This window comes from Lacticaseibacillus daqingensis (assembly GCF_003946115.1).
Taxonomy (GTDB): domain Bacteria; phylum Bacillota; class Bacilli; order Lactobacillales; family Lactobacillaceae; genus Lacticaseibacillus; species Lacticaseibacillus daqingensis.
Genome location: NZ_RHOH01000012.1, coordinates 35,419 through 55,987, shown reverse-complemented (window position 1 = coordinate 55,987; position 20,569 = coordinate 35,419). Strand labels below are relative to the sequence as shown.

The window sequence follows — 20,569 nt, the reverse complement described above, 5'->3', positions numbered from 1 at the left end:
TTGAAGGTCACGGTCTTGGAAACTTTTGAACCATCGGCGTTCTTAACGAAAGAGCCGTCGGTATAGTGCAGGTAGCCAGTCACGGTGTAGGTCTTGCCAACAATCAGATCGTGGTAAGCCACAGCATCCTTAACGGTTACCTTTTCTTCTGGGACAACTTCCTTGGAGCCTTCAGAGTCAGTTGCAGTCGTGTGCAGCTCAATCTTAGGGAAGGTCACGGTCTGATCCTTGTCGTTCACGTCTTCGTGGAAGGCAATCAGATTGTTGTTGTGGTAGAGGTTTTCAAACACAACCACGTCCTTGCCCGCCAGCAGGCGGCCATCAACCGTGAAGGTCACGTCGATGGTGCCTTCGGTCTTCTCGGCGGTGAAGGAAACCGTCTTGGAAATCTTTTCGCCCTTTGCATCAAGGACAAAGGAGCCGTCGGTGTAGTGCAGGTAGCCGGTCACGGAGTAGTGCTTGCCGACAACCAGGTCGCTGTACGCAACAGCATCCTTGATGGTGACGTCTTCTTCAGGCATTACTTGCTTGTCGCCTTCATCAGAGGTCGCCGTCGTGTGAACCACAGGGGTTACCACTTTGACGGTTTGGCCTTCGTCGTTGATGTCAGCGTGGCTAACAACCAGGTTGTTGTCACGGTAGAGGTTTTCAAAGACAACAAATTCTTTGCCCATTGCCTTAGAAGCATCGACTGTGTAGGTCATGGTAACCGAACCGTCAGCCTTGTCGGCAACGAACGTCTTCTCAGCGGTAATTGGGTTACCCTTGGCGTCCAAGACAACCTTGCCGGTCGCCTTGTCCATCAGTTGGCCCTTGATGTTGTAGGTCTTACCAACAATCAGATCGCGGTAAGTCACAACGTCGTTGATCACCAGGTCGCCATCTGACAGAACGTCATGAGAGCCATCTACGTCAGTGGCGGTGGTGCCAATCTTTGGCGTGGAGAAGGTGATGGTTTGTGGTACGTCGTTGATGTCGTTGTGAACAGCCACTTCGCGGCCGTCGCGGGAGAGTGATTCAAACGCAACGGCGGTCTTACCCGCCAGCAGCGCTGCATCAAACGTGAACGGCATATCAACGTAGCCAGTCGCGGTCTTGGCAACAAAGGTCATGGTCTTGGTGACAACCTTGCCGTTGTCGTCAAGGAGCGCGTCGCCAGTCGCCTTATCCATCAGCTTGCCAACAACCGTGTACTCCTTGCCAGGTACGGCATTGGCGTAGAATACGCGATCAGTGATCGTCACCTGCTTGTGCGGTTCTTGGATGTGCGTACCATCCTCGGAGGTCACGGTCGTGTGAACCTCTTCAGGGACACGTTCGTTGGTGGCGGTCAGGTTAATAGTCTTGCCAGCATCAGTAGCGGCAATGCTGAACTTCTTGACGGTAGAATCGAGCTTGAACCCATCAACAGTTTTTGTTTCTTGGTAAGTCCAGTTGCCAGTCATTTCAGAGATGTTCTTGTTGAGGTCGATCTGGCCCTTGGCATCCGTGGTGAAGTCGCCGTAGTCCTTGCCATCCTTGGTGAAGTGGAAGGTTACGCCTGCCAGCGGATCATTATTGCCAAAGTCAGTCGAAATGTCGTACTTCTGCAAAACGACGTTGACGTTCTTTTCAACCTTAACGTTGATAACTGTCCGGTTGCTGACCGGGTCAATCAATGGTCGAATAACGTCCTGGCGTGTTGCGTGGGACGCAATCAGTGGAGTGCCTTGATAGTTAGCGTCAATCTGCGGAACAAACTGAATGTTGCCCGACTCGTTTGAGGAAGCGCTCGCAGTAATGGTCATAGAATTACCGTTCTTGGTAACGGTAGTGCCAGTCGTATTTTTGTACGTAGTGGCACCGTAGTTAGCAAAACGGCCAGTGGAATCGGTGACGGTGACCGATTGGCCGGCCTTAACAGTTACCGTGCTGTTGTTGAACGACGTTACGCCGGTGAATGGAGAAATCTGCCCATTCACTTTTGCCTTGAAAGCATTGTAGGTCGCTTTTGACACGGGCCCGGCTTGAACACTCTGGAGCTTGTAGCCAAGTTCCTCCCAGATCATCCATTGCGTCATGATGTAGTTATTGACGCTCTTTTGTTTCTGGTAGCCATAGTACGCGATTGCAGAAATCATTTGCTTGGCAGCCGAAGAGTCCTGATAGGTTTTGTAACCTGTACCCGTGTACCCTTCCCCATCGGCTACAACGCCTTGCCCCGGATCGATACAAAATACCACCGGCCCGCTCGCCGAGTTTAGATGGAGCGTGGGTGTCCCACCCTCCTTAAATGTGCCACCGCCTGGCTTCACCCACGTTGATTTAGTCCCATGGCCCCCGTGCTCCATCGTTACCGACGCGGCACTTACTGTACTCGCCTGAACAGCATTCAACGCGAACAATAGACCAAGCATTAAGCCTAGAGCTTCAATGAGACCGCGCCACAAATGGCTCTTAGTCTGTTTGTTCATGTTTGGAATCTCCTCTCAAAATAGATTTAGTAGCAACAAATCGTATATCTGCCGGTGCGCGGATACTGGTCATAGATCTCATCTCCTTAATTTTGAGCACAAAAAAAGCGGCCCATTTTGTATGAGTCGCTGTGCATTACACTATCGAATTAACTTAGTCTGACCATTCCCAAGAGTAGAAGGTTGTTCCGTCTTGATATGAGACGCTGAAAGCATGTGCTTGCCGCCCTTGTCCAGCGTCAGCGGCGTCATCCAATGCCTTATTCATAGCCGCCATGGCCGCGCTCATTGAAGAGAAGAGGCCACCGTTGCCGATGTATTCTCCTGGCTCTAGGACGTGCGGCTTCTTGACTGGCTCAGTTGGCTTGGTGCTTGAGCTAGAGGACGATGGCTTGCTAGGCGTTGTGGTGTGGCTCGTGCCAGTAGAAGAACCAGTAGACGGCTTGGTTGTCGTCGTAGTGGAGTGAGAAGGCGTCGTTGTGGTCGGGCGGCTAGTGGTTGTGCTGTGGCTTGCGCTAGCTGCTGGTGTGGAAGGCTTGGTCGTAGTAGCTTGCGTTGACTTAGTAGTCGTCTTTGCTGCCTGGCTGGCTTTTGCACTGGAAGAAGCTGCCGGTGCAGATGCACTGCTGCTCTTAGCAGCGGCGCTAGTCTCCTGTGTCACCGTTGCCGAGACCTTATCGGTGCCAGCGGTCAGACTTTCCTTAGCAACCAGCTTTCCGTTCTCAATGGTTGGAATCTTTGGTGACCAAAAAGCCTTGAAGGCGGCAACCGGGATTGCATCGACCGCTGTCTTAGCGGCGTCTATCTTCGCCTGGTCTGGGTCACCGGTGGTGCTGGACTTCACCTTGGCAATGGCCGCCACTTCGTTATGAATCAGAGTGGCGTCATCTTGCTTCTGACTGACAAACTTCGCGTACTTCGACTTCAGACCGGTTAGAGTCTGTTGGAGCGCATCGTCTGAGTAAGTAAGATCCTTAATCACGCGCTTGTCCTTGAGCACAGCCTTGATCTCCGTGTTGACGGCGACCATCTGCTTAATCGCCGCAATGCGAGACTTGCTGACACGCAGCGTCTTCTTTTGCGCCTTGGTCAGATCGCCACGCAGCTTGTAGACCTTCTTGTACTGCTTGCCCGCAGCAGTAATCTTGGCTTTGGTCACCTTTTTGTTTGGCAGCTCATACTTCTTGCTGCTGAAGAGGCCTTGAACGTCCTTTGCTAGAGTCTAAACTGCAACAGTTGTGGTGTCCTTGGTGCTCGTCTTAGCTGCGGGTTTTGATCCGCAGCCCGCAAGCGTCAGTGCTGTCAGTAGAATCAGGCTACCCGCCGTGATTGTTGTCTTTTTCATTTTTCTCTCTCCCCCGTATCCTCGTGCTTTATCCAACAGTCTAGCCAATCAGCCAGGCGCTCTTCTCTATTGCGTCTTTTTGAGCTTCAGCTTTGCATCCAGATACCGTTGCTCCTCTCTAGGAAGCACCGGCCTGACTGCATCTGTTTCACCAGGTTTCAAAGCCGTTGTGTAATAACCATGGTCAATCATCTTGTAGCGAACGCCCTTGGCCAGCGTCTTGATTGGCCGCCCAAGGCCGTCAAATATTTGCTTTTCTTGTTCTTTGAGCATATTCCTCGTCCTCCTTAGCGGCTTACAAGGCAACACACTGTCCTGACTTTGGAGGATCATCTTGTCGAGAGACGAAAGGGTTCCAGAACACTGTGCTGTCGTGTAAGCCGCCAAAGTAGTAACTTACACATGTACCGCTTCTGGATTCCTATCCAGAATCCAGAATGTATCAACGCGGTTGTCATGCTTCTTGTAGACTCTTGTCACCCCTGTGGCCAAGCGGGTTATGTTGCTCAAAATGCCAACTTCGGCGGCGGTGATTGGCTTCCCAATAGCATGCCGATACTGGGCGTAATCCTGATAGGTTGCGCTGCCTGAGTGCTGCTTTAGAAAGTCGGTGAGTTGGCTCGCCACTAATTGTACACGTTCTGTCTGTCGCATTGGCCTACCTCCTGTGATACATGATTTTGCGTGTGAAATATGCCTACGCTTAACACGTAGGGTTTAACGGTTTTTGCTACTTCTGTTTAATTTTTAGAGTACATATTATTTGGTTTTTGACTTCAGCATTTCATCCGGCTTTAGGCTCTGAGTCGGACTGACCTTAGCAGCTATGCTGCATGACAAGGGGCTTTTGGCGTGCGCCCCTACGACCTTTCCTGCCTTTTCATGTCCTCGCAATGGCATTCGCCGTCTAGCGATTAAGTGCAACGCTGTTAACATCAGCGCCCATCAAGTGCCTTGCCGCCTATGCGACTAGTGAGGTGGCTCGTTTTGAATCTGGGTCACGTCTTCTTGTAGTGTGCGTGGATCTCACGCGAATCTGTCCCCGGCTGAGTGTCCCGCAGTAAGAGTGACCAGAAGCGGGCAGGGATAAAGGTATTCAGTTGTCAAAGGACGAGCGCGCCTGCGGCCAGCGGTTGATGCCACTAGTTCAACGCGTCATAGAGGTGGTGTGCTGGTTAAGCGCACGCATATTTCACACACGTTGTTGCTAGATTAGATTGCGCCTGGCGGTATCGTCGTCAGTTTGTCGCGCGGATGTTTCCGGTGTGCGATGGCACGATGCTGCGAGTTATAAACGGTACGGATGCTGGGATAAACACGTTCCAGCAGCACATGCTGGCCCTGGAAGCGATCGTACAAACAGCCGTCCCCAAGATTGATAAAATAGCGGTGATCCCAAGTGCGGATAGCAGCTGCGCTATGCACCAGTTCGTCAATGGCTACGTATCTTCCCATCTTCCCCACTCCTACTCTTGCTTCATGCAGTAATTGCACCCAGTAAATTGCGAGAGGTACGAAAAAAAGGAGGTTACAGACTTCCCTGTAACCTCCCTCAATGCATCCTTCACTCGCTGTTTCCACCGCGTGACGCGGGGTTCCCGCGTGTCTGCGTGTTAAACTTGAAATGCTGTGGATGCACAGTAGGGGGTAGTCACTCAGGAAGTTTCGTTTCCGTCGTGTGACTCCGAATTTGCGCTTAAAACTGGTTTATCAGACCAGTCAGCACTTTCGGTTAGCCCACTTTTTTTGTGCCGGTGTGACACTCGAGATTTACACCTTCAAAATATCAGACCTTTCGCAAAAGTCAACTGTAAATATTTTTCAATATTTTGTAAGCGCCATCTCGAAAGCCATTATGTTGCGCAAACCCTTGTCAAATCACAACCATGCCAGGCTAGACTTCGTAAATCGAACACGTGTTCGGTCTACAAACTTATAATACCGCAGAGTTTCACCAAGTCAAGCATTCGCTTGCTTGTGCTCACGTTGCCGCCGCCGGGCCCGGTTTACTTCACGGGCTTCCATCCGGGCTTGCTTGCCCGTCCGCGCGTCAGCAAAGCGATCTTGCAGGTCACGCAACGCCGCACGGTCTTCGTCGTCCTTAGCTTGAAGGTTGAGTTGGCGCACAGACTCGTTCTCAAAGATCTGCTTCATAGCGCCGTAGAGGTAATTGTCTACGTTGCGGATAGAGCGCTCGCTACGGCCGTCAAGTTGGTCTTTCCAGCGCATAACGACTCGCAGCAGTGCCTTGTTGAGCTCGTCTTGCAAATCCTCGGTGACCAGGTACGTGTCGTATTCCAGTTCCGCGTCGCGCTTGGCGTTCAGGATAACCCCCACGCGTTCGCGGGCCTCCTTCACCGAGTGGCTCCATTTGCCAATCAGCTGAAGACTACTACGACTCAGAATGTCGCCAGACACAGCTGGATCAATGCTGTCTGCGAAGTTATCCAGCAGCATTCTTTCTAGCTCGTCATCCTTCTCAGGCGAAAGCTCGGACTTGAGTGGTTGGTTTTGCTCTGCTCCCTTTTCTGGTGTCGAAGACGCCGTGTTTGAAGAATCGGCACTCGAAGTCTCTTTAAGGTCTCTAGTAAGGTCTCTAGAAGAGTATAGTTCTAATTCGTGTGCGATTTTCGCATGTCCGCTATTACCAAGGGTTTGCGAGTCGTCAGATTGCGTCATCACCGGACGTGCGATTTTCGCACGTCCTTTATTGGCGGCATTATTCGGACGTGCGATTTTCGCACGTCCGCTATTATCAAGGGTTTGCGAACCTTCACCCTGCTTCACTGGGGTTGAATCGGCGATGTTCCGGTCTTCATGCGCAATCTGATAAACGTCCTCTGCGCTTGTCTCAGGTTTATGAAGGTATAACCGGTTCGGCTGGTTCAGCCCTACATGAACCTGAGATAGAAGCCCGGCCTGGATCAGCTCTTTCTTGATTTTGCTCAATTTGCCATCTTGGCAGCCAAGCATGTCTTTCATCCGCTCGTTGGTATAAGTGAAAAAGATATGGTTATCATCGTCAACCCAATGGTTAAGAACACTGTATGCAAAATGGCTTTTGAGAATGGCGAACGCCACCTTTGCATCGTTAGAAAGCGGTTTGTATAGCGGACTGGTGTAGAAGACTTTCGGAAGCTGGTAGTACGTTTCGCCGAATGCTTCGTTTGCTGAGTAGAATGGAAGCTGCTTGTGGCTCTCCATGATTCATTCCTCCTGTTTTGTGGGACATGCGAAAGAGTCCCCTGCGATTCCGCAGACGACTCTAATCACAAACAGAAGTAGTTCGAGGTAAATATAACCTGCCACATTCTATTGTGCAACTTTGAAGCAACCTCACTACCAAAATTCCAGAGAATGCGGTAGAATATCTTTGCAGAAGATTTTTTGGTTGCTCGGTCTACGGATCGGGCTTTTTTCATACCCAATTTTAACCGTATTCATGGCCTGAGTAAAGAAAAACCACAAGCAAAAAATACGAGCCCTTGATGAAGTGCTTTTACACCGCTGTTAATCGCCGGTACCAAAGTACTCTGGTACTAAGGTACTTCAGTACTAGAGTACCTTGGTACTATTCGTGGCCAAGGTATTGACATTTGAATAGTACCTTGGTACCTTAGTACTAAGGTACTCGGGAGGCGATGTGCCTTAGTGTCAAGTAAATTAGCAATTCTGACGAGCAGAAGATACCCACTTCAGGTTAACACGGTTTAGTACTAAGGTACCTTGGTACTAGGGTACCAAGGTGGAACGATTTGATTAGTACCTTGGTACTTTAGTACCAAGGTTGAAATATTCAGGAGGGTAGACAGAATGAAGACCACAGTTATTGCATTTGCAAATCAAAAAGGCGGCGTCGCGAAGACCACGACCGTTGCTGAACTGGGAGACATACTCTCACAGCACCTAGGAAAGAAGGTGCTAATGGTAGATATGGATCCACAAAGCAGCCTTACTCAGATACGTGGAGACTTGCCTCAGCTCACTCGGTCTGCGGTGCCAAATATGACTCAAGTGATGTTAAGAAAGGCCTCTATAAGAGAAGCAATTGTGCCAATCAAGGAAAACCTGTGGCTGGCACCGACGACCCTAGAATTGTCGGACGCTGAGTTGTCGCTGGTTCAAATGACATTACGGGAGCTGGTGCTTCGTGATGCATTGAAGACGCTCATGGAGGATCCTGATTTCCACTTTGATTACATCCTGATTGACTGCCCTCCGAGTCGTGGTTTACTGACCGTTAATGCACTGAGTGCCGCGGATGAAGTCGTGATCCCAGTTCAGGCTGAATATCAGGCTCTGCTGGGGCGGCAACTGGTGAAAAATACCATTTCGCAAGTGCAGAGCCAGATCAACAAAAATCTCAAAATTTACGGTTATGTCGTCACAATGACGCAGCATACCCTTCAGTCGAATGAGGCTTACCAGGTGTTGGAAGACGATTCCATTCAAATCCTGGCAGACATTCCCCGGTCGGTTAAAGTCGCCGATGCCAGCGTAAACCAAATTTCCACGTACGATATGGATAAAACAAATGCGGCAGGACTCGCTTATTTCAAGTTGGCAAAGAAATTAGTTCAGGAGGTCTAATATGGCTACAAAAAGGAAGAGTCTCAAGGATAATCCAATGGTAGTAGGCAATGGTATTCCCGATACCTTGTTTGGTAAGCCAGCAACAGGTGTGGCCGCACCTGCTCCAGAAAAGGCAGCTGCGGTAGAAGAGAAGGATGAAAAGCAGGTAAAGCTCACCCGCTTCGAGGATATACGAGCCTTTTACGCCAGTACCAAGGGCACCAAGCAGGTCAAGGTATATATGCCCGCTGAAATACAAAGCGCAATCAAAGCAAAGGCAGCGCAACAGGGGCAGTCAATGACTGAATTTGTTCTACACTTAATTCTGGAACATGCGCTGACTGATCGCGAAATCAAGGATGCCTACGACAAAGCGATGAACGCAAAGTAACTTTCGACCAACAGTACCAAAGTACCTTAGTACCTAGGCACTGTGATGATAAATTTGCGCATTCATCAAACGGCATAACGCGGGCAATACCTAGAAGGCTAAAAGTACTAAGGTACTTTGATACCTTAGTACTATCGTACCTTAGTACCATTGAGCCACAACAATTCAATCCCTTGCGCCAGTAGTGTACTTTTGACAGCATATTATACTATCGGTGCGAGAGAAGACGTCAGTTCGAGTGGGACGTGCACATTTACGCCTTTACACAAAGAAATGCACGCCAACCGAATCCAGGTACCAAAGTACCTAGGTACCTTGGTACTATAACGAAAAACTTTCGTGTTCAGCAAACAGCGCAATGTAGGCTATATGTAGCGGGATAAAGGTACCATGGTACTAAGGTACTTTGATACCTTGGTACCATCGTACCTTAGTACCGCGTGGCGAGCGTGGGCCAGTACTTGAGGCCCGTAGAGTGGCATTAACGGCGTATTGTAATAGCGGCGTGAGAGAGCATCCGGTTGAGGGTAGTGTGTACACTTACACCTTTACACAAAGTAGCAATAGAGGCCGTTGCGAAGGAATTGTGGCGTGTACATTTACACTTGTGTAAATGCAACTGCTGCGTGAGCGCACCCGCTCAGTCCAAGACGTAGGGTACCTTGGTACCAGCGTACTAAAGTACTAAAGTCCTGGCATACTTGCTTCGGCTGACGGATCAGCACTTTATGGCGCAGCCGGGGTGCCATGGCTGGGAATTAAAAGATTAGTGTGTACGTGTCAAGCTGGGAAGCGGCTGCTGCTCACCTGGCTAGGGGGAGAAACATGTCAGTAACAAAGAAGGATTTGTATGCAGCCTATGCAAAACACACCAAAGACGGGCTAGATGATCTACATGAGCCCGGCAGCGACCCGGATTGTGCCGTGTGCGATCAGATCAACTTGCTCTCCTTGCAGCTTGATGGTCATCCTGACGCCACCAGCGCAGTTCAACTTGACATGGTTGAGACGCCGACGCAAAAGGCTATTCCTACTGTGTGGGAAGTAGAAGAAGATGATGGCTCCGTTAGCATCATCCGTACTGTCACCCATCGACAGGAACAGAGCGTGCTTGCCCGTGGTAGGCAACGACGGAGGATCAGTTCAAGTGAGGCCCGTAGGCTCGGTATCTCAATAGAAGGAACCAAGGTTACGACACTCGACCAGGCAATCAAGCGGATGGGCCGTGCGGGCGGTACTGTCGCAACCTGGGGTGAGGTAGAGATTGCCAAGGGAACGGCATTGCGTAAACCGAGCCAGGCTGATCAGTATGTTCAGTTTGACGGCGTTAACCTCGCCGCAATCCAGAGGCTCGCTGACCCGGCGAACGCCCACTTCACCAAAAGGCATGACAAGATTCAAGTTGACGCTTATGCTGGCAGCAAGCAGCCAAGCTTCTCCTTGGAGGTTGGCGACATTCTGATTAGGCTCGCCACCGGCCGCCTCCTGGCCTTGTCACAAACGGATTTTGAAGCCCTTTACGATTATGACAGCCAGACTGGCTGGACGCTCGCGTAGCAGCGTCAAAGGAGGAATGGATGGCAAAGAAGATACAGATTAGTCGGCGGGACATGCTGGTACCAGGGCAACCACATAGAAAGGCTCCGGCGCCGGTAGAGCCGAAGCCAAAAAAGCCGAAGATTTCGGAGCGAGAAATAGAGCTGAAGCGGCAGCGAACCGCGTTGAACCGTGTGAAGCGCGAGTTGAGAGGACTAGTCGCCACAGCACCGAAGGACAAGAACCCGCAGCGTTACGCAGTATTGAAGCGGAACGCTACCATCGCAATAGCTTACTTTCTTAACGACGACGGCTCATTGAACCCGCACACCTACAAGTGGCTGGTCCCAGCAACGATTGACCTATCTAGTGCACGCTTCGGCCAGATCATCAAGGTGCCAGGGCGAGAGGGCCAGCCGCAGTCAGCACTTTACGCGTACAGCCACGTTGGACAACAGCGCCGCTATCGTAGCGGAAAGCTGGACCCGTTCGCCGAGATGCTGGCGTTGACAGGTGAGATGGCCACGGATGCGCAGATCAAAGCAATGGAACATCGAGTTACCGAACTGGGTGATAAGTTGGCGGCTCATCGCAACGAGTACGAGGGACACCGGAAGCTCACCCGAGCCGTCGCCCGGAAACGCAACCGGCTGCGAAACAAAGTTGGAAAACTAAGCGATAAGGTCAAAGACCTACAATAGAAAACGGAGGATGGGGACATGGAAGGCACAACGCAACTAACGAACTGGATTAGCTGGGCACTGGATATCGTGCTTGATAATCTACTGCGCATCTTGAACGCTCTTGGGTACCTAATCATCGCCCCATTTCAATATATCTTCTCGCACGTCGTGAAGCCCATGTTCAGCTACATCTTGCACGCTATCTTCGGTAACAGCCTACCAGGCGTTGCCATGTTCTTAGGCGTCCTGGTAGTGATTGTTGTGGCGTTCTGGGCGCTGTACGAGTGGCCAATGGTCGTGGGTGGCTTATTCCTGGCCCCTTTTGTCGGCGGGGTATTCGTGGCGTTGGGAAGCCTCTTTCGATTTGGCGCTAAGTCACTGATTGCTGCGGGTATTATCTGGATTTTCTGGCAAGGAATCAAGGCCGCCAATCGGTTGCTCTGTCGAGCGGACATGTGGGTAGCAGCAAAACGTGGTAGATAGAGGACCCTGTGGGGCCAGGTGCAGAATGAGTCGGCTTATCTGAAGGCAGTGTTGCTTACTCCTCGTATACCGTATACAAAAACTATGTATTGACATCGTTTGTTTCCAATCAACAAGAGCCGTCACCCGCTGGAGGTGGCGGCTCCTTTGCTGTCACATATAATTATGGACTAGTCATTAGGGTTGTCAGCACAGACTAGATAATGAGTCCTCGCAGACGCCACGCCGGAATCATCTTCAATAAGATATATATCGGGATCTAAAGCCTAACTTTCGGTTGACCGGAACTAATTACTCGGATATAATATCTGTGAAATGGGCTCTTAGGAACAGGCGCCAACCAAGGAGGAACTTTTATGTCCAGACAATACACCGCGAGTCTTTATATCTTGGTCCCAACACACAATGTTTATCACCCGCAAGGATCCGTGTACAAAGTTTCAATTGGGAACGAAAGCACCGCACGTGTTAACGGCTCGAGTGGAGTCAAACAGGATACCGGATTCCCTATGACTGGCAATAACGTAATTAAGATTCAACTGTTGGTCCCTAAGCAGGCGGGTCATAACCAGCCACGCAACATTAACGACTACAATATCCGCCCACGGCTCACGCTAAGTTACGGTTACTATCAAAACCCCGATACCGGAGAAACAGTCGATCAGTTTGCCGAAGTCAGTGACGCGGCCGCCTTTCTGCGACATTACTACCAAAGCACGCTTTCGCCTTCCATTCGGGAACAACTGACGGAGGCTGATATTACCCCAAACTATGAAGCCTACCGCGCCAAACAAGGGAATGAGGTTGCCAATGACTAAAGTTTATTTCTGGCGTGCCCCTTCCCGCGAAGTTGGCCGAACCTGGCTTACAGCAAGAATCTTCGGCACAGATGCCGTTGTTGTTCAAAATGCCTGGCCTTTGCGCCCGAAGATTCTTTATCAAGAAGCGCTGCGTCGATGGCCCAACAGACGTGATCGTCTCAAGCGTGACTACAAAACAATCATTGATATTCGACCTGGTGATGTCCTCATCCTTAAGGTAGGATGGCACTTTTACCGTTGCTCGGTTAGACAAGTCGATGGAGCCACGTGGCACTTTGCAGAGCGCCAATCGTATGCCGAGGCTCAGGCCCTCTTGTACGCAAATCTCGCTAATGTTACGCGGCTTCCATACATCCAGCTAATGACACTCCAATTTCGGCTTCTTATGCAGCACAAAACGCCTAGCAACCACACAATGATGGGGGTCAGTTAAATGCCCAAAGTGTATTGGTATAACCATAATCCAGTTGAAAAAACGGGAACGAAGGAACAAGCCGGACGACTATGGCTTAGATTTAGCATCGTTGGTATCGGATGGATTCGTGAAAACGAGCCAACGCAGCCACTTGACCTGTCACAATTTGTTTCGCGTGTAGCTCAGGATTGCAGCTCTGATGCTGAAAGAAACACCTTTAATCGCTTTAAGCCGAGCTTTGAACAAATGATTGCAACATCAGCCGGCGATATTGTCTGCATAGAAGTTAAGGGAGTGGTGTATGCTGGGCAGCTTCGCATTTCCAACGGCACACTTTGGCACTACCAACAACCGTCTCCTTCGGTTGACCAAACCGGTGCACACGTTTATGCGCACGTTGATCAATTTCTACCCATTGGCTCCGTTGACATGTACCAGCCGCTACCGATACGGCGAGCTGTCAATCTAGTCACCCAGCAAGCCGATCGTATTACGGCTGCTCTGTCTCACGCGCAGCAACTTGTAATAGACCAGAATCGTGCAGCTAAATAATCAAACGGTAGGGGCCAGAAGTGGCCCCGTTTTTGTACAGATCGCCCTTGCATTATACGAACGTATGTTCGTATAATGGAGTCAACAACAAGGGGGCAAAATTATGGAACGCAACGTCCCACGGGAGCTTTGGCTGTACCCGGATCGAGGCATGAAGAAGTGGCTTGGCTGGATCCTGAGTGATCACAGTGCCTATATGGAATCACAAGCGATAGATGAAAAGCCAATACCAGAGAAGCCGGAACAGAAGGCCAGTGTGATTGACCAGGTTCTTCAGACCGCCTGGGAGCGGGGGCAAGTCGTGGCAATCCAGCTTAACGCCCTGTACGACGGGCAATACCGGCGAGACCTGGAAGGGCCAATTCTTGGCTACGCTGATGGTCAAATCTACCTTCAGCGCAAAGATGGCCTGGTGCTGCCGGTACAGGTTGAGGACATCCGGCATATCGACGTGCTGGATGCAACCAAGTGGTGGCACCAATGAGCACGCCGTTAGACGACCCGCAGCGTTTGCCAATCCATGACATCATGTGCATTGACTGCAAGTCCTTCTACGCCTCTACTGAAGCCATCAGACGCGGCGAGTTTCCGCTCGCCGCCAAGGTGGCGGTGCTCAGCAATGAAGAGAGTAACGGCGGCCTGGTGCTAGCGGCAAGTCCCAATACGAAGCGTGATTACCACGTTAAGCTAGGCACCCGGCGCTTTGAAATCGACGATCAGATGGATATTGAGCTGGTGGAGCCACGCATGGCAGACTACATCAAGCTCAATTACAAGATCAATCGCGTTTACCGTTCCTTCACTGATGATAACCACTGGTACCCATACTCGGTTGACGAGTCATTCATCGACGTGACCCGCAGCCATAGCCTTTTCGGCAGTAACGAGGAGATCGCGGCTAAGATCCAGGAAGAAGTCTTCCAGAAGTACGGAATCATCACCACGGTTGGCATTGGCCAGAACCCGCTGCAAGCCAAACTAGCCTTAGACAACGACGCCAAGTACCAAGAGCCATGGCGAGCAAGCTGGACATACGAAGACGTGCCCGAAACCATCTGGCAGATCAAGAATCTAACCGACTTCTGGTCGATAGGCGACAAGACCGCCGCTAAGCTGGAGGCCATCGGCATTCATTCCATCTATGACCTGGCTCATGCGGATCGGGGCAAGCTGCATGCCAGGTTTGGCGTCTTAGGTGACGCGCTTTTCTTTCACGCCTGGGGCATCGACTATTCAGACCTAACGAAGCGCTACCTGCCCCGACCGGAAAATAAGGGCTACGGCAACTCTCAGGTGCTCATGCGGGACTACGTTACCAAACGCGATATTGAAGTGGTGTTGAGCGAAATCGCAGATCAAGTTGCTACCAGGCTACGAAAGCACCACGTTCAGGGTGAGGTGGTCAGCGTCGGCATTGGCTACGCGAATGCTGAAGAGCGTGGGTTTGGCGCCCAAATGCACATCGACGCCACCAGCCGCTCAGACGACATCATCAGCGCGGCCCGCCGCTTGTTTGAAAGCAAGTGGAACGGCCAGCCGGTGAGGAACGTCTCAGTCCGTGTCAATCGCGTCAGCAAGGCCGCAGGGTTTCAGCTCAACCTCTTTGACCCACCAGAGAAGCAGACTGCTGACATGGCCCTTGATCAGGTCGTAGACAAAATCCGGAGCAAGTACGGCTACAAGTCACTGGTGCGCGGATACTCGAAGGAAGCAGGCGGCACCGCAATCGACCGGGCCGGGCTGGTAGGAGGCCATCATGGATAACAAAGACGATCAGCGCATGTATCACATCATTCACACCATGCAGGAAAATTACGAGAAATACTTCACCCGCAAATATCGCTACCGGTACTGGCTGGTCGTGGTAGACAATCACTTTGAGGATATTTACTCGATCTTTCTCTACACGCAAAAGCAGCGAACGCAGCTGCTCCGCAGTTACGAGTTAGTCCATTTCAAACGGGATCCCGAAGATTACCGATATGTCATGAACAATCTCCGCGAGTGGAGCAATCTCTCAGTAGAATATCGCGACACAAAGCGCTTGATTCACCCAGGAACAGATATTGTGCAGGACACGACCCATGGCCATAGCGCCCGCAACCAGACGCACGCACCGTGGCGGCCGAGTCAAGGCACTAACTAGGAGGAACCGATATGGCAACAAAAAAAGTAACCATGCGCGAGGCACACGAAGTTTCAGGCGAGAAGGATCGCAAGGTAGCGCTAGACACAGCCCTTAGCAAAATCAAGAAACAGTTTGGCGACGGTGCCGTCATGCGCATGGGCGACAAGTCGCTCACCAACATCGACGTCTCTTCTACCGGCATTTTGTCTCTAGATATTGCCCTTCGGGTTTTGTCAATAAGGATAGAGAAAAAAGTAAATTATTTTTATGAGGTTACAACATCGGATTGAATAAGGCGCAGTACCTTGTCGGTAAAGGTTTCCCGGCTGGTCTGGCTGAAATGGAAATAAATATCAAAGGTCGTACCGCCAACGGTCTTTACCATATCGGGTGGCGGTACGTCCGGGGCGGGTGAAGCGTTGCCGCCCGCCATCACGGGCAGGGGGATGGCCTTGCCCTCTCTGCTGGTGCTGTCGCTCCCCTCCGGGGCGGGGATGGTGCTGGTGATCGTCATGCTGGGGTCGTAGGTCATAGGCTCTCCTTTCATCATTCATCAAAGTTAATCCACGTGAGCGCCATTTTGCCGCCCACGTTGGAGTGGGGGAAGGGGAATGTATTAGTCCCCCTTTGAGGACTGTCCACAAGCCCCCTGATTGCAAGGCTTTTCAGCCTCTAAATGTCCACGCCTGCGGCGTTCCCGTTCGCTGGCAGCTTTCTTTCTCCGGCGCACATTGGCGGCGCACTCGTCACAGTATTTGCCCCGATTGGAGCGCGGCACGAACATCGCCCCGCACTCGGCACAGGGCCGCGCCTGTCCTCGGTGGAGCAAGGCGGCACACAACCCCTTGTCTGTTGGCAGGACGGCGGCGCGGAACCATTTACAGACCAGGGAATAGGTGATACTCTGGACGCAGACACAAGGCTCCCAGCCGTCATCAAGAGCAAGACAGTTGCCGCCGTCATAATTGCAGCAGTCATGCACCAGCCGCCGGACGGCTCGGTACTGCTGGTAGGTCAGTCGGGGAATGCCGTTCACCGCTCCACCTCCCGGCGTTTCTGCTGGGTCTGCTCCTGCTGGTGTATGGCAGCATCGGCGTTCCGCTTCACCTGTTGAAGCCGCCGCAAATCGTCTTGGATAGGCTTGTACTGCTCATACTCGGCTGTGTACTCCTGGTGAAGCCTCGCCTGTTCCTGTTCCCACGCATGAACGGGGATTTTACCAGCAGGGGAACGGTGCTTGTCCAGCTTCCGGCGGGCCATGTGGAACGTCCTCAACTCGTTCTCATGCTCCCTCTCGAATTTTTCCCGCTTGCCCTTCCACTTGATACCCTGCAACTCGTCATAGACGGGCTTGGTGTCTCGGTAGAGGTCAACAAGGCGAAGCAGTTCCTTCAATTCGTTCAGACGGTCACGCTTCGCTTTCATGGATGTGTTGATGGCCTCCGTTCGTTCACTCTGGGCGGCGATATGGGTCTCTAAATCTTCCAGCGTAGCGATGCCCCTCTCGGTCAGAAAATTGATGGCCTCGGCAAAACCTTTAAGATTTCCAATCCTGGCGTTGCGGCTCCATGCTCCGGCGTTCCGGCCCTCATAGTAGTCGGTCAGCAGGGCGGCAAGGGTCGGGGCCTGGGGCTTGCTCAATTCTTCTTTTATGGCCTTAATCCAATCCGTCAGGCCGGCGATTTTCTTCCGAATATCCCGCAGAATGTTGTTGGCCTTTTTTATCCAGCGGTTCAGATCGCCCTTGTCGGTGGGGATGCCCTTGGCCTCCATCTGGCGGACGGCCACGCCCTCATGGACGGTGGGCAGCAGGTCAAGGCCCTGACGCTCATAGGAGCGGTGGTCGATGCGGCAGGTCAGCCCCTTTTCCTCAAACTTGGCGTTCACCATAGCGGCCCACGCCTCCCGCCAATGTTCCAGTGTTTCCGGGCTTCCCCAGTCGGTAGTGGGAACAGCGTCAAAGAGGGGCTTGCCGTCCTCTCCCATAATGCGGTTCCCGTCCTCGTCCAGACGGTAGCGGCGGCGCTGCTTGCACCCCCATTTGCCGTCTGGCTCAATGGGCCGGATGGGGCAGAGAACATGAAAGTGCGGGTTAGGAATACCGCCGTCCTCCTTGTCCGGCTGGTGGATGGCAAAGTCGGCAATCATGCCCCGGCCCACAAGCTGCTCCGAAACAAATTGCCTTGCAAGAGCGATGTTTTCCTCCAATGAAAACTCGTTCTGCAAGGCAATGTCAAAGCTATATGCAAGCTGGGCTTTCTTGCCGCGCTCGGCCTTCTCCACGGCGTTCCAGAGGGTGGCGCGGTCTTGGTACTGGTTGGGGGCCTGGGGCGGCAGGAGAATGTCTGTGCAGACCACGCCGCCCTTGTGGGTGTAGTCGCTGACCTCGCCATAGTATTCGCTATACAATTTCTCCCCGGCTCGGTAGGCGGCGGACGTGACAACAGACTGTCCCGCGCTCCGTTTGACCTGGGTAACGTGGAGATGGAACAGGGCCAATTATCCGCTTTCCTGCTGGTCAGTGGCTTGGCTCACCAGGGCGGCAACTTCCGGCAGGGAAAAGACCTTTTCCATCAAAAGAAAAAAGGCCCTTTCGCTCATGCCGCGCACCTCCGGGGCGATACTCTCCACCGCTCCGCCACGGGTGATAAGTCGGTGGTTTCGCTTCTTCCTTTCGCCTTGGGTGTAGTAGCGGATGCGGTTCTCATACCGCTGGCCTCTGTGCTGGTACTGCTCCAACTTAGCGGTGGCCTCAGCATACTCTTTCTCTAATTCTTCGCGTGACTTGTCCATCGTGTTTGACCTCCTTCTTGGCAAAACAAAAGACCGTCTACCTGCTGTGTCGGGTAAACGGTCAAGGGTAACGGTATTCGGTTTTAGCCTCGCTGGAAAGGTGCAGACGCAGAGCGGATGTACCTTTCCAGCGAGGGCGCAGGGATAGCCGCAAAGCGGCGCAAGGGGCGCAGCCCCTTGTACGGAGCGGAGCGACGCAAACGGCCCGGACTTTCGGAAGTCCGGGCCGTAGCCTCGCAGAGCGCACGATACATGGTCGCAGACCATGTATAGAAGTGCGCCCTTTGTTCCAAAGGGATTTTATAAGTCCATCATTGATGGGAGAATTTTGTTGAACATATGGCGCACCTTATCAATCCGGGTGTTTGGGCGGCGTGGCTGAAAAACTGGTTCGCCGCTGGCGATTTGATACCCCTTCAATTCTGTTAAACAAACGCTTCTCCCGTTTGTATAACAGGTGAGGTCATTGCGGTACTCTTGCACACAGCGGGCAGGGATTTCGCCAGTAAAAATCACCTCGCTGTTTTTAACCTGGGTCGTTTCAATACTCGCGCAATATTTTGGTGCGTCATGATAAGCTCTGGAGAGATATTCCTGCGGCGCATAGAGTGTAAAAGAAAGATATGGTTCCAATAGCTGCGTCCCCGCCTTTTTCAACACCTGCTCCAATACAATAGGTGCCAATGACCGAAAGTCTGCGGGAGTGCTGACCGGACTATAATAAAGCCCATACTCAAAACAGATTTTACAGTCCGTTACCTTCCATCCATACACGCCTTGTTCCAGACCGTAGCGGATACCATCCAATACAGCGTTTTGAAAACTCTGATTCAAGTATCCAACGGAAACTTTGCTCTCATACTGCACTCCGGTGCCAAGGGGGAGAGGGGTGACGGACAGCCCGATGGACGCCCAGAATGGATTGGGCGGCACTTCGATATGAATGGTGTGACTTACCGCTTTCAATGGCCTCTCCATATAGATGACGGTAGGTTCTTTTGCAGTTGTGTTGAGCTGATATTTTTCCACCAGAAGATCAGAGATAATTTCCAATTGTACCCGGCCCAAAAAGGAGAGAATGATCTCATGGGTCACAGCGTCTACTTCATAGCGCAGAAGCGGGTCGGTATCCGCAATTTCTGTCAAGGCGTTTAACAAGCGTTCCCTCTGTTCTGGTTTCTCTGGTGCAATTGTTGTCCGCAGCAAAGGGAGAGGATTGTCGCTCCACGTTTCACGGGGCAGCAGCAGTTTGTTTCCCAGCACATCATTCAGCCGCAAACTGTCGCAGGGTACAATGACGATCTCGCCCGCATGGGCAATCTCTGTTCGGACAATCTCACCCTTTGAGGGGATACGCATTTCCGTAATTTTCAGTTTTTCTTTCCCTGCCAAGGCTACGGAATCCCGCAAATGAAGCGTACCGCTATACAACCGCAGATAGGCAAGGCGTTGGCTCTGGTTTGCGTACTCAACTTTGAACACAGTTCCGCACAATTCAGAGCTGTTCTGCCCGGTGGGTGATTGGAATGTATCTGTGACCGCTTCAATGAGTTGTCGGATTCCCAAGTTTACCTTGGCACTGCCATGATAGACCGGAAACAGAGAGACGCTTTGGATTCTCCTGTTTTCCTCCCGCAGAAGTTCTTCTTTGTCCATTGGTTCTCCGGCAATATATTTCTCCAACAATTCATCACAGTCCGCAATCACGGTATCCCAATTCTCCAGCCCCATGTTTTCCATGATGGATATATCCGGGGAAAGCTGCACGTTCTGCTTAATAATCATATTTGCGGAGAGCTTATCTCGGATAGACTGATACACACCTGGCAGGTCAATCCCGTCCTGGTCGATTTTGTTAATAAAGATAACAGTTGGGATTTTCATTACTTGCAGAGCATGAAACAGAATACGGGTCTGCGCCTGAACGCCGTCTTTTGCAGAAACAACCAAAATCGCTCCGTCAAGAATGGCAAGGGAGCGATAGACCTCCGCTAAGAAATCCATATGCCCAGGAGTATCCACAATGTTGACCTTACAATCGTGCCACTGAAAGGAAGTGACCGCCGTTTGAATGGTGATTCCACGCTGCCGCTCTAAAAACATGGTGTCCGTTCTCGTTGTTCCCTGATCCACACTGCCGGGCGCCTCGATTGCTCCGCTGGTATATAACAGGCTCTCCGTCAAGGTCGTCTTACCTGCGTCTACATGAGCAAGAATGCCAATATTGATGATTTTCATATGATTGTCCTCCATACAAGGCCCAGAAGGGCGCAAAAATCCCCAGCGACAAATACTTTTACCGCTGGGGATGATAGGTAGGACACACATGAAAACTGCGGCCAAGGCTGGCCGTTGTCTATCACGATATGAAATGAAAAGGCAAAAGTATTCTTAAAT

24 protein-coding genes are annotated in these 20,569 nt (G+C 51.6%); 12 read left to right on the top strand and 12 right to left on the bottom strand.

Features of this window, described 5'->3' with window-relative positions:
* The 7 genes from EKM88_RS11520 to EKM88_RS11495 form a co-directional block, all read right to left on the bottom strand.
* A partial coding sequence (locus tag EKM88_RS11520) for a VaFE repeat-containing surface-anchored protein (protein ID WP_164512093.1) occupies positions 1-2,453 on the bottom strand: 2,453 nt, incomplete at its 3' end.
* Positions 2,454-2,607: 154 nt separating this feature from the next.
* Positions 2,608-3,612, bottom strand: a complete 1,005-nt coding sequence (locus EKM88_RS11515; protein WP_125706294.1) for a hypothetical protein — start codon at positions 3,610-3,612, stop codon at positions 2,608-2,610.
* A gap of 63 nt (positions 3,613-3,675) precedes the next feature.
* Positions 3,676-3,798: a hypothetical protein gene (locus EKM88_RS13595; RefSeq protein ID WP_255533295.1), complete on the bottom strand. Its 123-nt coding sequence runs from the start codon at positions 3,796-3,798 to the stop codon at positions 3,676-3,678.
* A 66-nt stretch (positions 3,799-3,864) separates the two neighbouring features.
* Positions 3,865-4,071 (bottom strand): hypothetical protein, encoded by a 207-nt coding sequence (locus EKM88_RS11510; RefSeq protein ID WP_054663272.1) that lies wholly within the window; start codon positions 4,069-4,071, stop codon positions 3,865-3,867.
* Positions 4,072-4,194: 123 nt separating this feature from the next.
* Positions 4,195-4,452, bottom strand: coding sequence for a hypothetical protein (locus tag EKM88_RS11505; RefSeq protein ID WP_054663269.1), 258 nt, complete (start codon positions 4,450-4,452; stop codon positions 4,195-4,197).
* Between the two features lie 558 nt (positions 4,453-5,010).
* The gene (locus EKM88_RS11500) at positions 5,011-5,253 is read right to left on the bottom strand and encodes a hypothetical protein (RefSeq protein ID WP_125706292.1); all 243 of its coding nucleotides are present in this window, start codon (positions 5,251-5,253) and stop codon (positions 5,011-5,013) included.
* 504 nt (positions 5,254-5,757) lie between these two features.
* On the bottom strand, positions 5,758-7,002 hold the full coding sequence (locus EKM88_RS11495; protein ID WP_125706290.1) for a replication initiator protein A: 1,245 nt from the start codon (positions 7,000-7,002) through the stop codon (positions 5,758-5,760).
* 609 nt (positions 7,003-7,611) lie between these two features.
* Between EKM88_RS11495 and EKM88_RS11490 the strand changes: the two genes are divergently transcribed.
* From EKM88_RS11490 to EKM88_RS11435, 12 genes are all read left to right on the top strand, one after another.
* Positions 7,612-8,388 (top strand): ParA family protein, encoded by a 777-nt coding sequence (locus EKM88_RS11490; protein ID WP_056989268.1) that lies wholly within the window; start codon positions 7,612-7,614, stop codon positions 8,386-8,388.
* Between the two features lies 1 nt (position 8,389).
* Positions 8,390-8,761, top strand: coding sequence for a hypothetical protein (locus EKM88_RS11485; protein ID WP_054665577.1), 372 nt, complete (start codon positions 8,390-8,392; stop codon positions 8,759-8,761).
* An 825-nt stretch (positions 8,762-9,586) separates the two neighbouring features.
* Complete coding sequence (locus tag EKM88_RS11480) at positions 9,587-10,318, top strand: hypothetical protein (RefSeq protein ID WP_125706288.1); 732 nt, start codon at positions 9,587-9,589, stop codon at positions 10,316-10,318.
* A gap of 20 nt (positions 10,319-10,338) precedes the next feature.
* Positions 10,339-10,998 carry a hypothetical protein gene (locus EKM88_RS11475; RefSeq protein ID WP_054665571.1) on the top strand — a complete coding sequence of 220 codons (660 nt, stop codon included), beginning with the start codon at positions 10,339-10,341 and terminating at the stop codon, positions 10,996-10,998.
* An 18-nt stretch (positions 10,999-11,016) separates the two neighbouring features.
* Positions 11,017-11,463 (top strand): hypothetical protein, encoded by a 447-nt coding sequence (locus tag EKM88_RS11470; protein ID WP_054665568.1) that lies wholly within the window; start codon positions 11,017-11,019, stop codon positions 11,461-11,463.
* Positions 11,464-11,819: 356 nt separating this feature from the next.
* The gene (locus EKM88_RS11465) at positions 11,820-12,281 is read left to right on the top strand and encodes a hypothetical protein (RefSeq protein WP_125706286.1); all 462 of its coding nucleotides are present in this window, start codon (positions 11,820-11,822) and stop codon (positions 12,279-12,281) included.
* Positions 12,274-12,717, top strand: a complete 444-nt coding sequence (locus tag EKM88_RS11460) for a hypothetical protein (RefSeq protein WP_054665561.1) — start codon at positions 12,274-12,276, stop codon at positions 12,715-12,717. The genes EKM88_RS11465 and EKM88_RS11460 overlap by 8 nt, the downstream gene beginning before the upstream one ends.
* A complete protein-coding gene (locus tag EKM88_RS11455) occupies positions 12,718-13,251 on the top strand; it encodes a hypothetical protein (protein ID WP_125706284.1) in 534 nt (177 codons plus the stop codon). It begins immediately after the preceding gene.
* Positions 13,252-13,354: 103 nt separating this feature from the next.
* On the top strand, positions 13,355-13,735 hold the full coding sequence (locus EKM88_RS11450; RefSeq protein WP_056989266.1) for an LSm family protein: 381 nt from the start codon (positions 13,355-13,357) through the stop codon (positions 13,733-13,735).
* The gene (locus EKM88_RS11445) at positions 13,732-15,015 is read left to right on the top strand and encodes a Y-family DNA polymerase (RefSeq protein WP_054665555.1); all 1,284 of its coding nucleotides are present in this window, start codon (positions 13,732-13,734) and stop codon (positions 15,013-15,015) included. The genes EKM88_RS11450 and EKM88_RS11445 overlap by 4 nt, the downstream gene beginning before the upstream one ends.
* Positions 15,008-15,397 (top strand): hypothetical protein, encoded by a 390-nt coding sequence (locus tag EKM88_RS11440; protein WP_054665552.1) that lies wholly within the window; start codon positions 15,008-15,010, stop codon positions 15,395-15,397. Before EKM88_RS11445 ends, EKM88_RS11440 begins: the two co-directional genes overlap by 8 nt.
* An 11-nt stretch (positions 15,398-15,408) precedes the next feature.
* Positions 15,409-15,669 (top strand): hypothetical protein, encoded by a 261-nt coding sequence (locus EKM88_RS11435; protein WP_404819978.1) that lies wholly within the window; start codon positions 15,409-15,411, stop codon positions 15,667-15,669.
* Here EKM88_RS11435 and EKM88_RS13510 read toward each other — a convergent pair.
* The 5 genes from EKM88_RS13510 to tet all read right to left on the bottom strand — a co-directional run bounded on the left by EKM88_RS13510 (position 15,645) and on the right by tet (position 20,410).
* On the bottom strand, positions 15,645-15,911 hold the full coding sequence (locus EKM88_RS13510) for a transposon-encoded TnpW family protein (protein WP_035300361.1): 267 nt from the start codon (positions 15,909-15,911) through the stop codon (positions 15,645-15,647). The genes EKM88_RS11435 and EKM88_RS13510 overlap by 25 nt on opposite strands.
* Positions 15,912-15,995: 84 nt before the next feature.
* Complete coding sequence (locus EKM88_RS11425; protein ID WP_021631987.1) at positions 15,996-16,415, bottom strand: cysteine-rich VLP domain-containing protein; 420 nt, start codon at positions 16,413-16,415, stop codon at positions 15,996-15,998.
* Positions 16,412-17,878: a MobQ family relaxase gene (gene mobQ, locus EKM88_RS11420; RefSeq protein WP_021631986.1), complete on the bottom strand. Its 1,467-nt coding sequence runs from the start codon at positions 17,876-17,878 to the stop codon at positions 16,412-16,414. The genes EKM88_RS11425 and mobQ overlap by 4 nt, the downstream gene beginning before the upstream one ends.
* Positions 17,879-18,172, bottom strand: coding sequence for a DUF3847 domain-containing protein (locus EKM88_RS13360; protein WP_021631985.1), 294 nt, complete (start codon positions 18,170-18,172; stop codon positions 17,879-17,881). It lies immediately after the preceding gene.
* 300 nt (positions 18,173-18,472) lie between these two features.
* Entirely contained in the window at positions 18,473-20,410 is a 1,938-nt protein-coding gene (gene tet / locus EKM88_RS11410) for a TetM/TetW/TetO/TetS family tetracycline resistance ribosomal protection protein (protein WP_125706282.1), read from the bottom strand.
* Between the last annotated feature and the right edge of the window lie 159 nt (positions 20,411-20,569).

Excerpts from the sequence above, each read along its gene's own strand:
- EKM88_RS13595 (WP_255533295.1), bottom strand. The coding sequence starts at position 3,798 with ATGAAAAAGACAACAATCACGGCGGGTAGCCTGATTCTACTGACAGCA.
- EKM88_RS11510 (WP_054663272.1), bottom strand. The coding sequence starts at position 4,071 with ATGCTCAAAGAACAAGAAAAGCAAATATTTGACGGCCTTGGGCGGCCA.
- EKM88_RS11505 (WP_054663269.1), bottom strand. The coding sequence starts at position 4,452 with ATGCGACAGACAGAACGTGTACAATTAGTGGCGAGCCAACTCACCGAC.
- EKM88_RS11500 (WP_125706292.1), bottom strand. The coding sequence starts at position 5,253 with ATGGGAAGATACGTAGCCATTGACGAACTGGTGCATAGCGCAGCTGCT.
- EKM88_RS11495 (WP_125706290.1), bottom strand. The coding sequence starts at position 7,002 with ATGGAGAGCCACAAGCAGCTTCCATTCTACTCAGCAAACGAAGCATTC.
- EKM88_RS11490 (WP_056989268.1), top strand. The coding sequence starts at position 7,612 with ATGAAGACCACAGTTATTGCATTTGCAAATCAAAAAGGCGGCGTCGCG.
- EKM88_RS11485 (WP_054665577.1), top strand. The coding sequence starts at position 8,390 with ATGGCTACAAAAAGGAAGAGTCTCAAGGATAATCCAATGGTAGTAGGC.
- EKM88_RS11480 (WP_125706288.1), top strand. The coding sequence starts at position 9,587 with ATGTCAGTAACAAAGAAGGATTTGTATGCAGCCTATGCAAAACACACC.
- EKM88_RS11475 (WP_054665571.1), top strand. The coding sequence starts at position 10,339 with ATGGCAAAGAAGATACAGATTAGTCGGCGGGACATGCTGGTACCAGGG.
- EKM88_RS11470 (WP_054665568.1), top strand. The coding sequence starts at position 11,017 with ATGGAAGGCACAACGCAACTAACGAACTGGATTAGCTGGGCACTGGAT.
- EKM88_RS11465 (WP_125706286.1), top strand. The coding sequence starts at position 11,820 with ATGTCCAGACAATACACCGCGAGTCTTTATATCTTGGTCCCAACACAC.
- EKM88_RS11460 (WP_054665561.1), top strand. The coding sequence starts at position 12,274 with ATGACTAAAGTTTATTTCTGGCGTGCCCCTTCCCGCGAAGTTGGCCGA.
- EKM88_RS11455 (WP_125706284.1), top strand. The coding sequence starts at position 12,718 with ATGCCCAAAGTGTATTGGTATAACCATAATCCAGTTGAAAAAACGGGA.
- EKM88_RS11450 (WP_056989266.1), top strand. The coding sequence starts at position 13,355 with ATGGAACGCAACGTCCCACGGGAGCTTTGGCTGTACCCGGATCGAGGC.
- EKM88_RS11445 (WP_054665555.1), top strand. The coding sequence starts at position 13,732 with ATGAGCACGCCGTTAGACGACCCGCAGCGTTTGCCAATCCATGACATC.
- EKM88_RS11440 (WP_054665552.1), top strand. The coding sequence starts at position 15,008 with ATGGATAACAAAGACGATCAGCGCATGTATCACATCATTCACACCATG.
- EKM88_RS11435 (WP_404819978.1), top strand. The coding sequence starts at position 15,409 with ATGGCAACAAAAAAAGTAACCATGCGCGAGGCACACGAAGTTTCAGGC.
- EKM88_RS13510 (WP_035300361.1), bottom strand. The coding sequence starts at position 15,911 with ATGACCTACGACCCCAGCATGACGATCACCAGCACCATCCCCGCCCCG.
- EKM88_RS13360 (WP_021631985.1), bottom strand. The coding sequence starts at position 18,172 with ATGGACAAGTCACGCGAAGAATTAGAGAAAGAGTATGCTGAGGCCACC.
- tet (WP_125706282.1), bottom strand. The coding sequence starts at position 20,410 with ATGAAAATCATCAATATTGGCATTCTTGCTCATGTAGACGCAGGTAAG.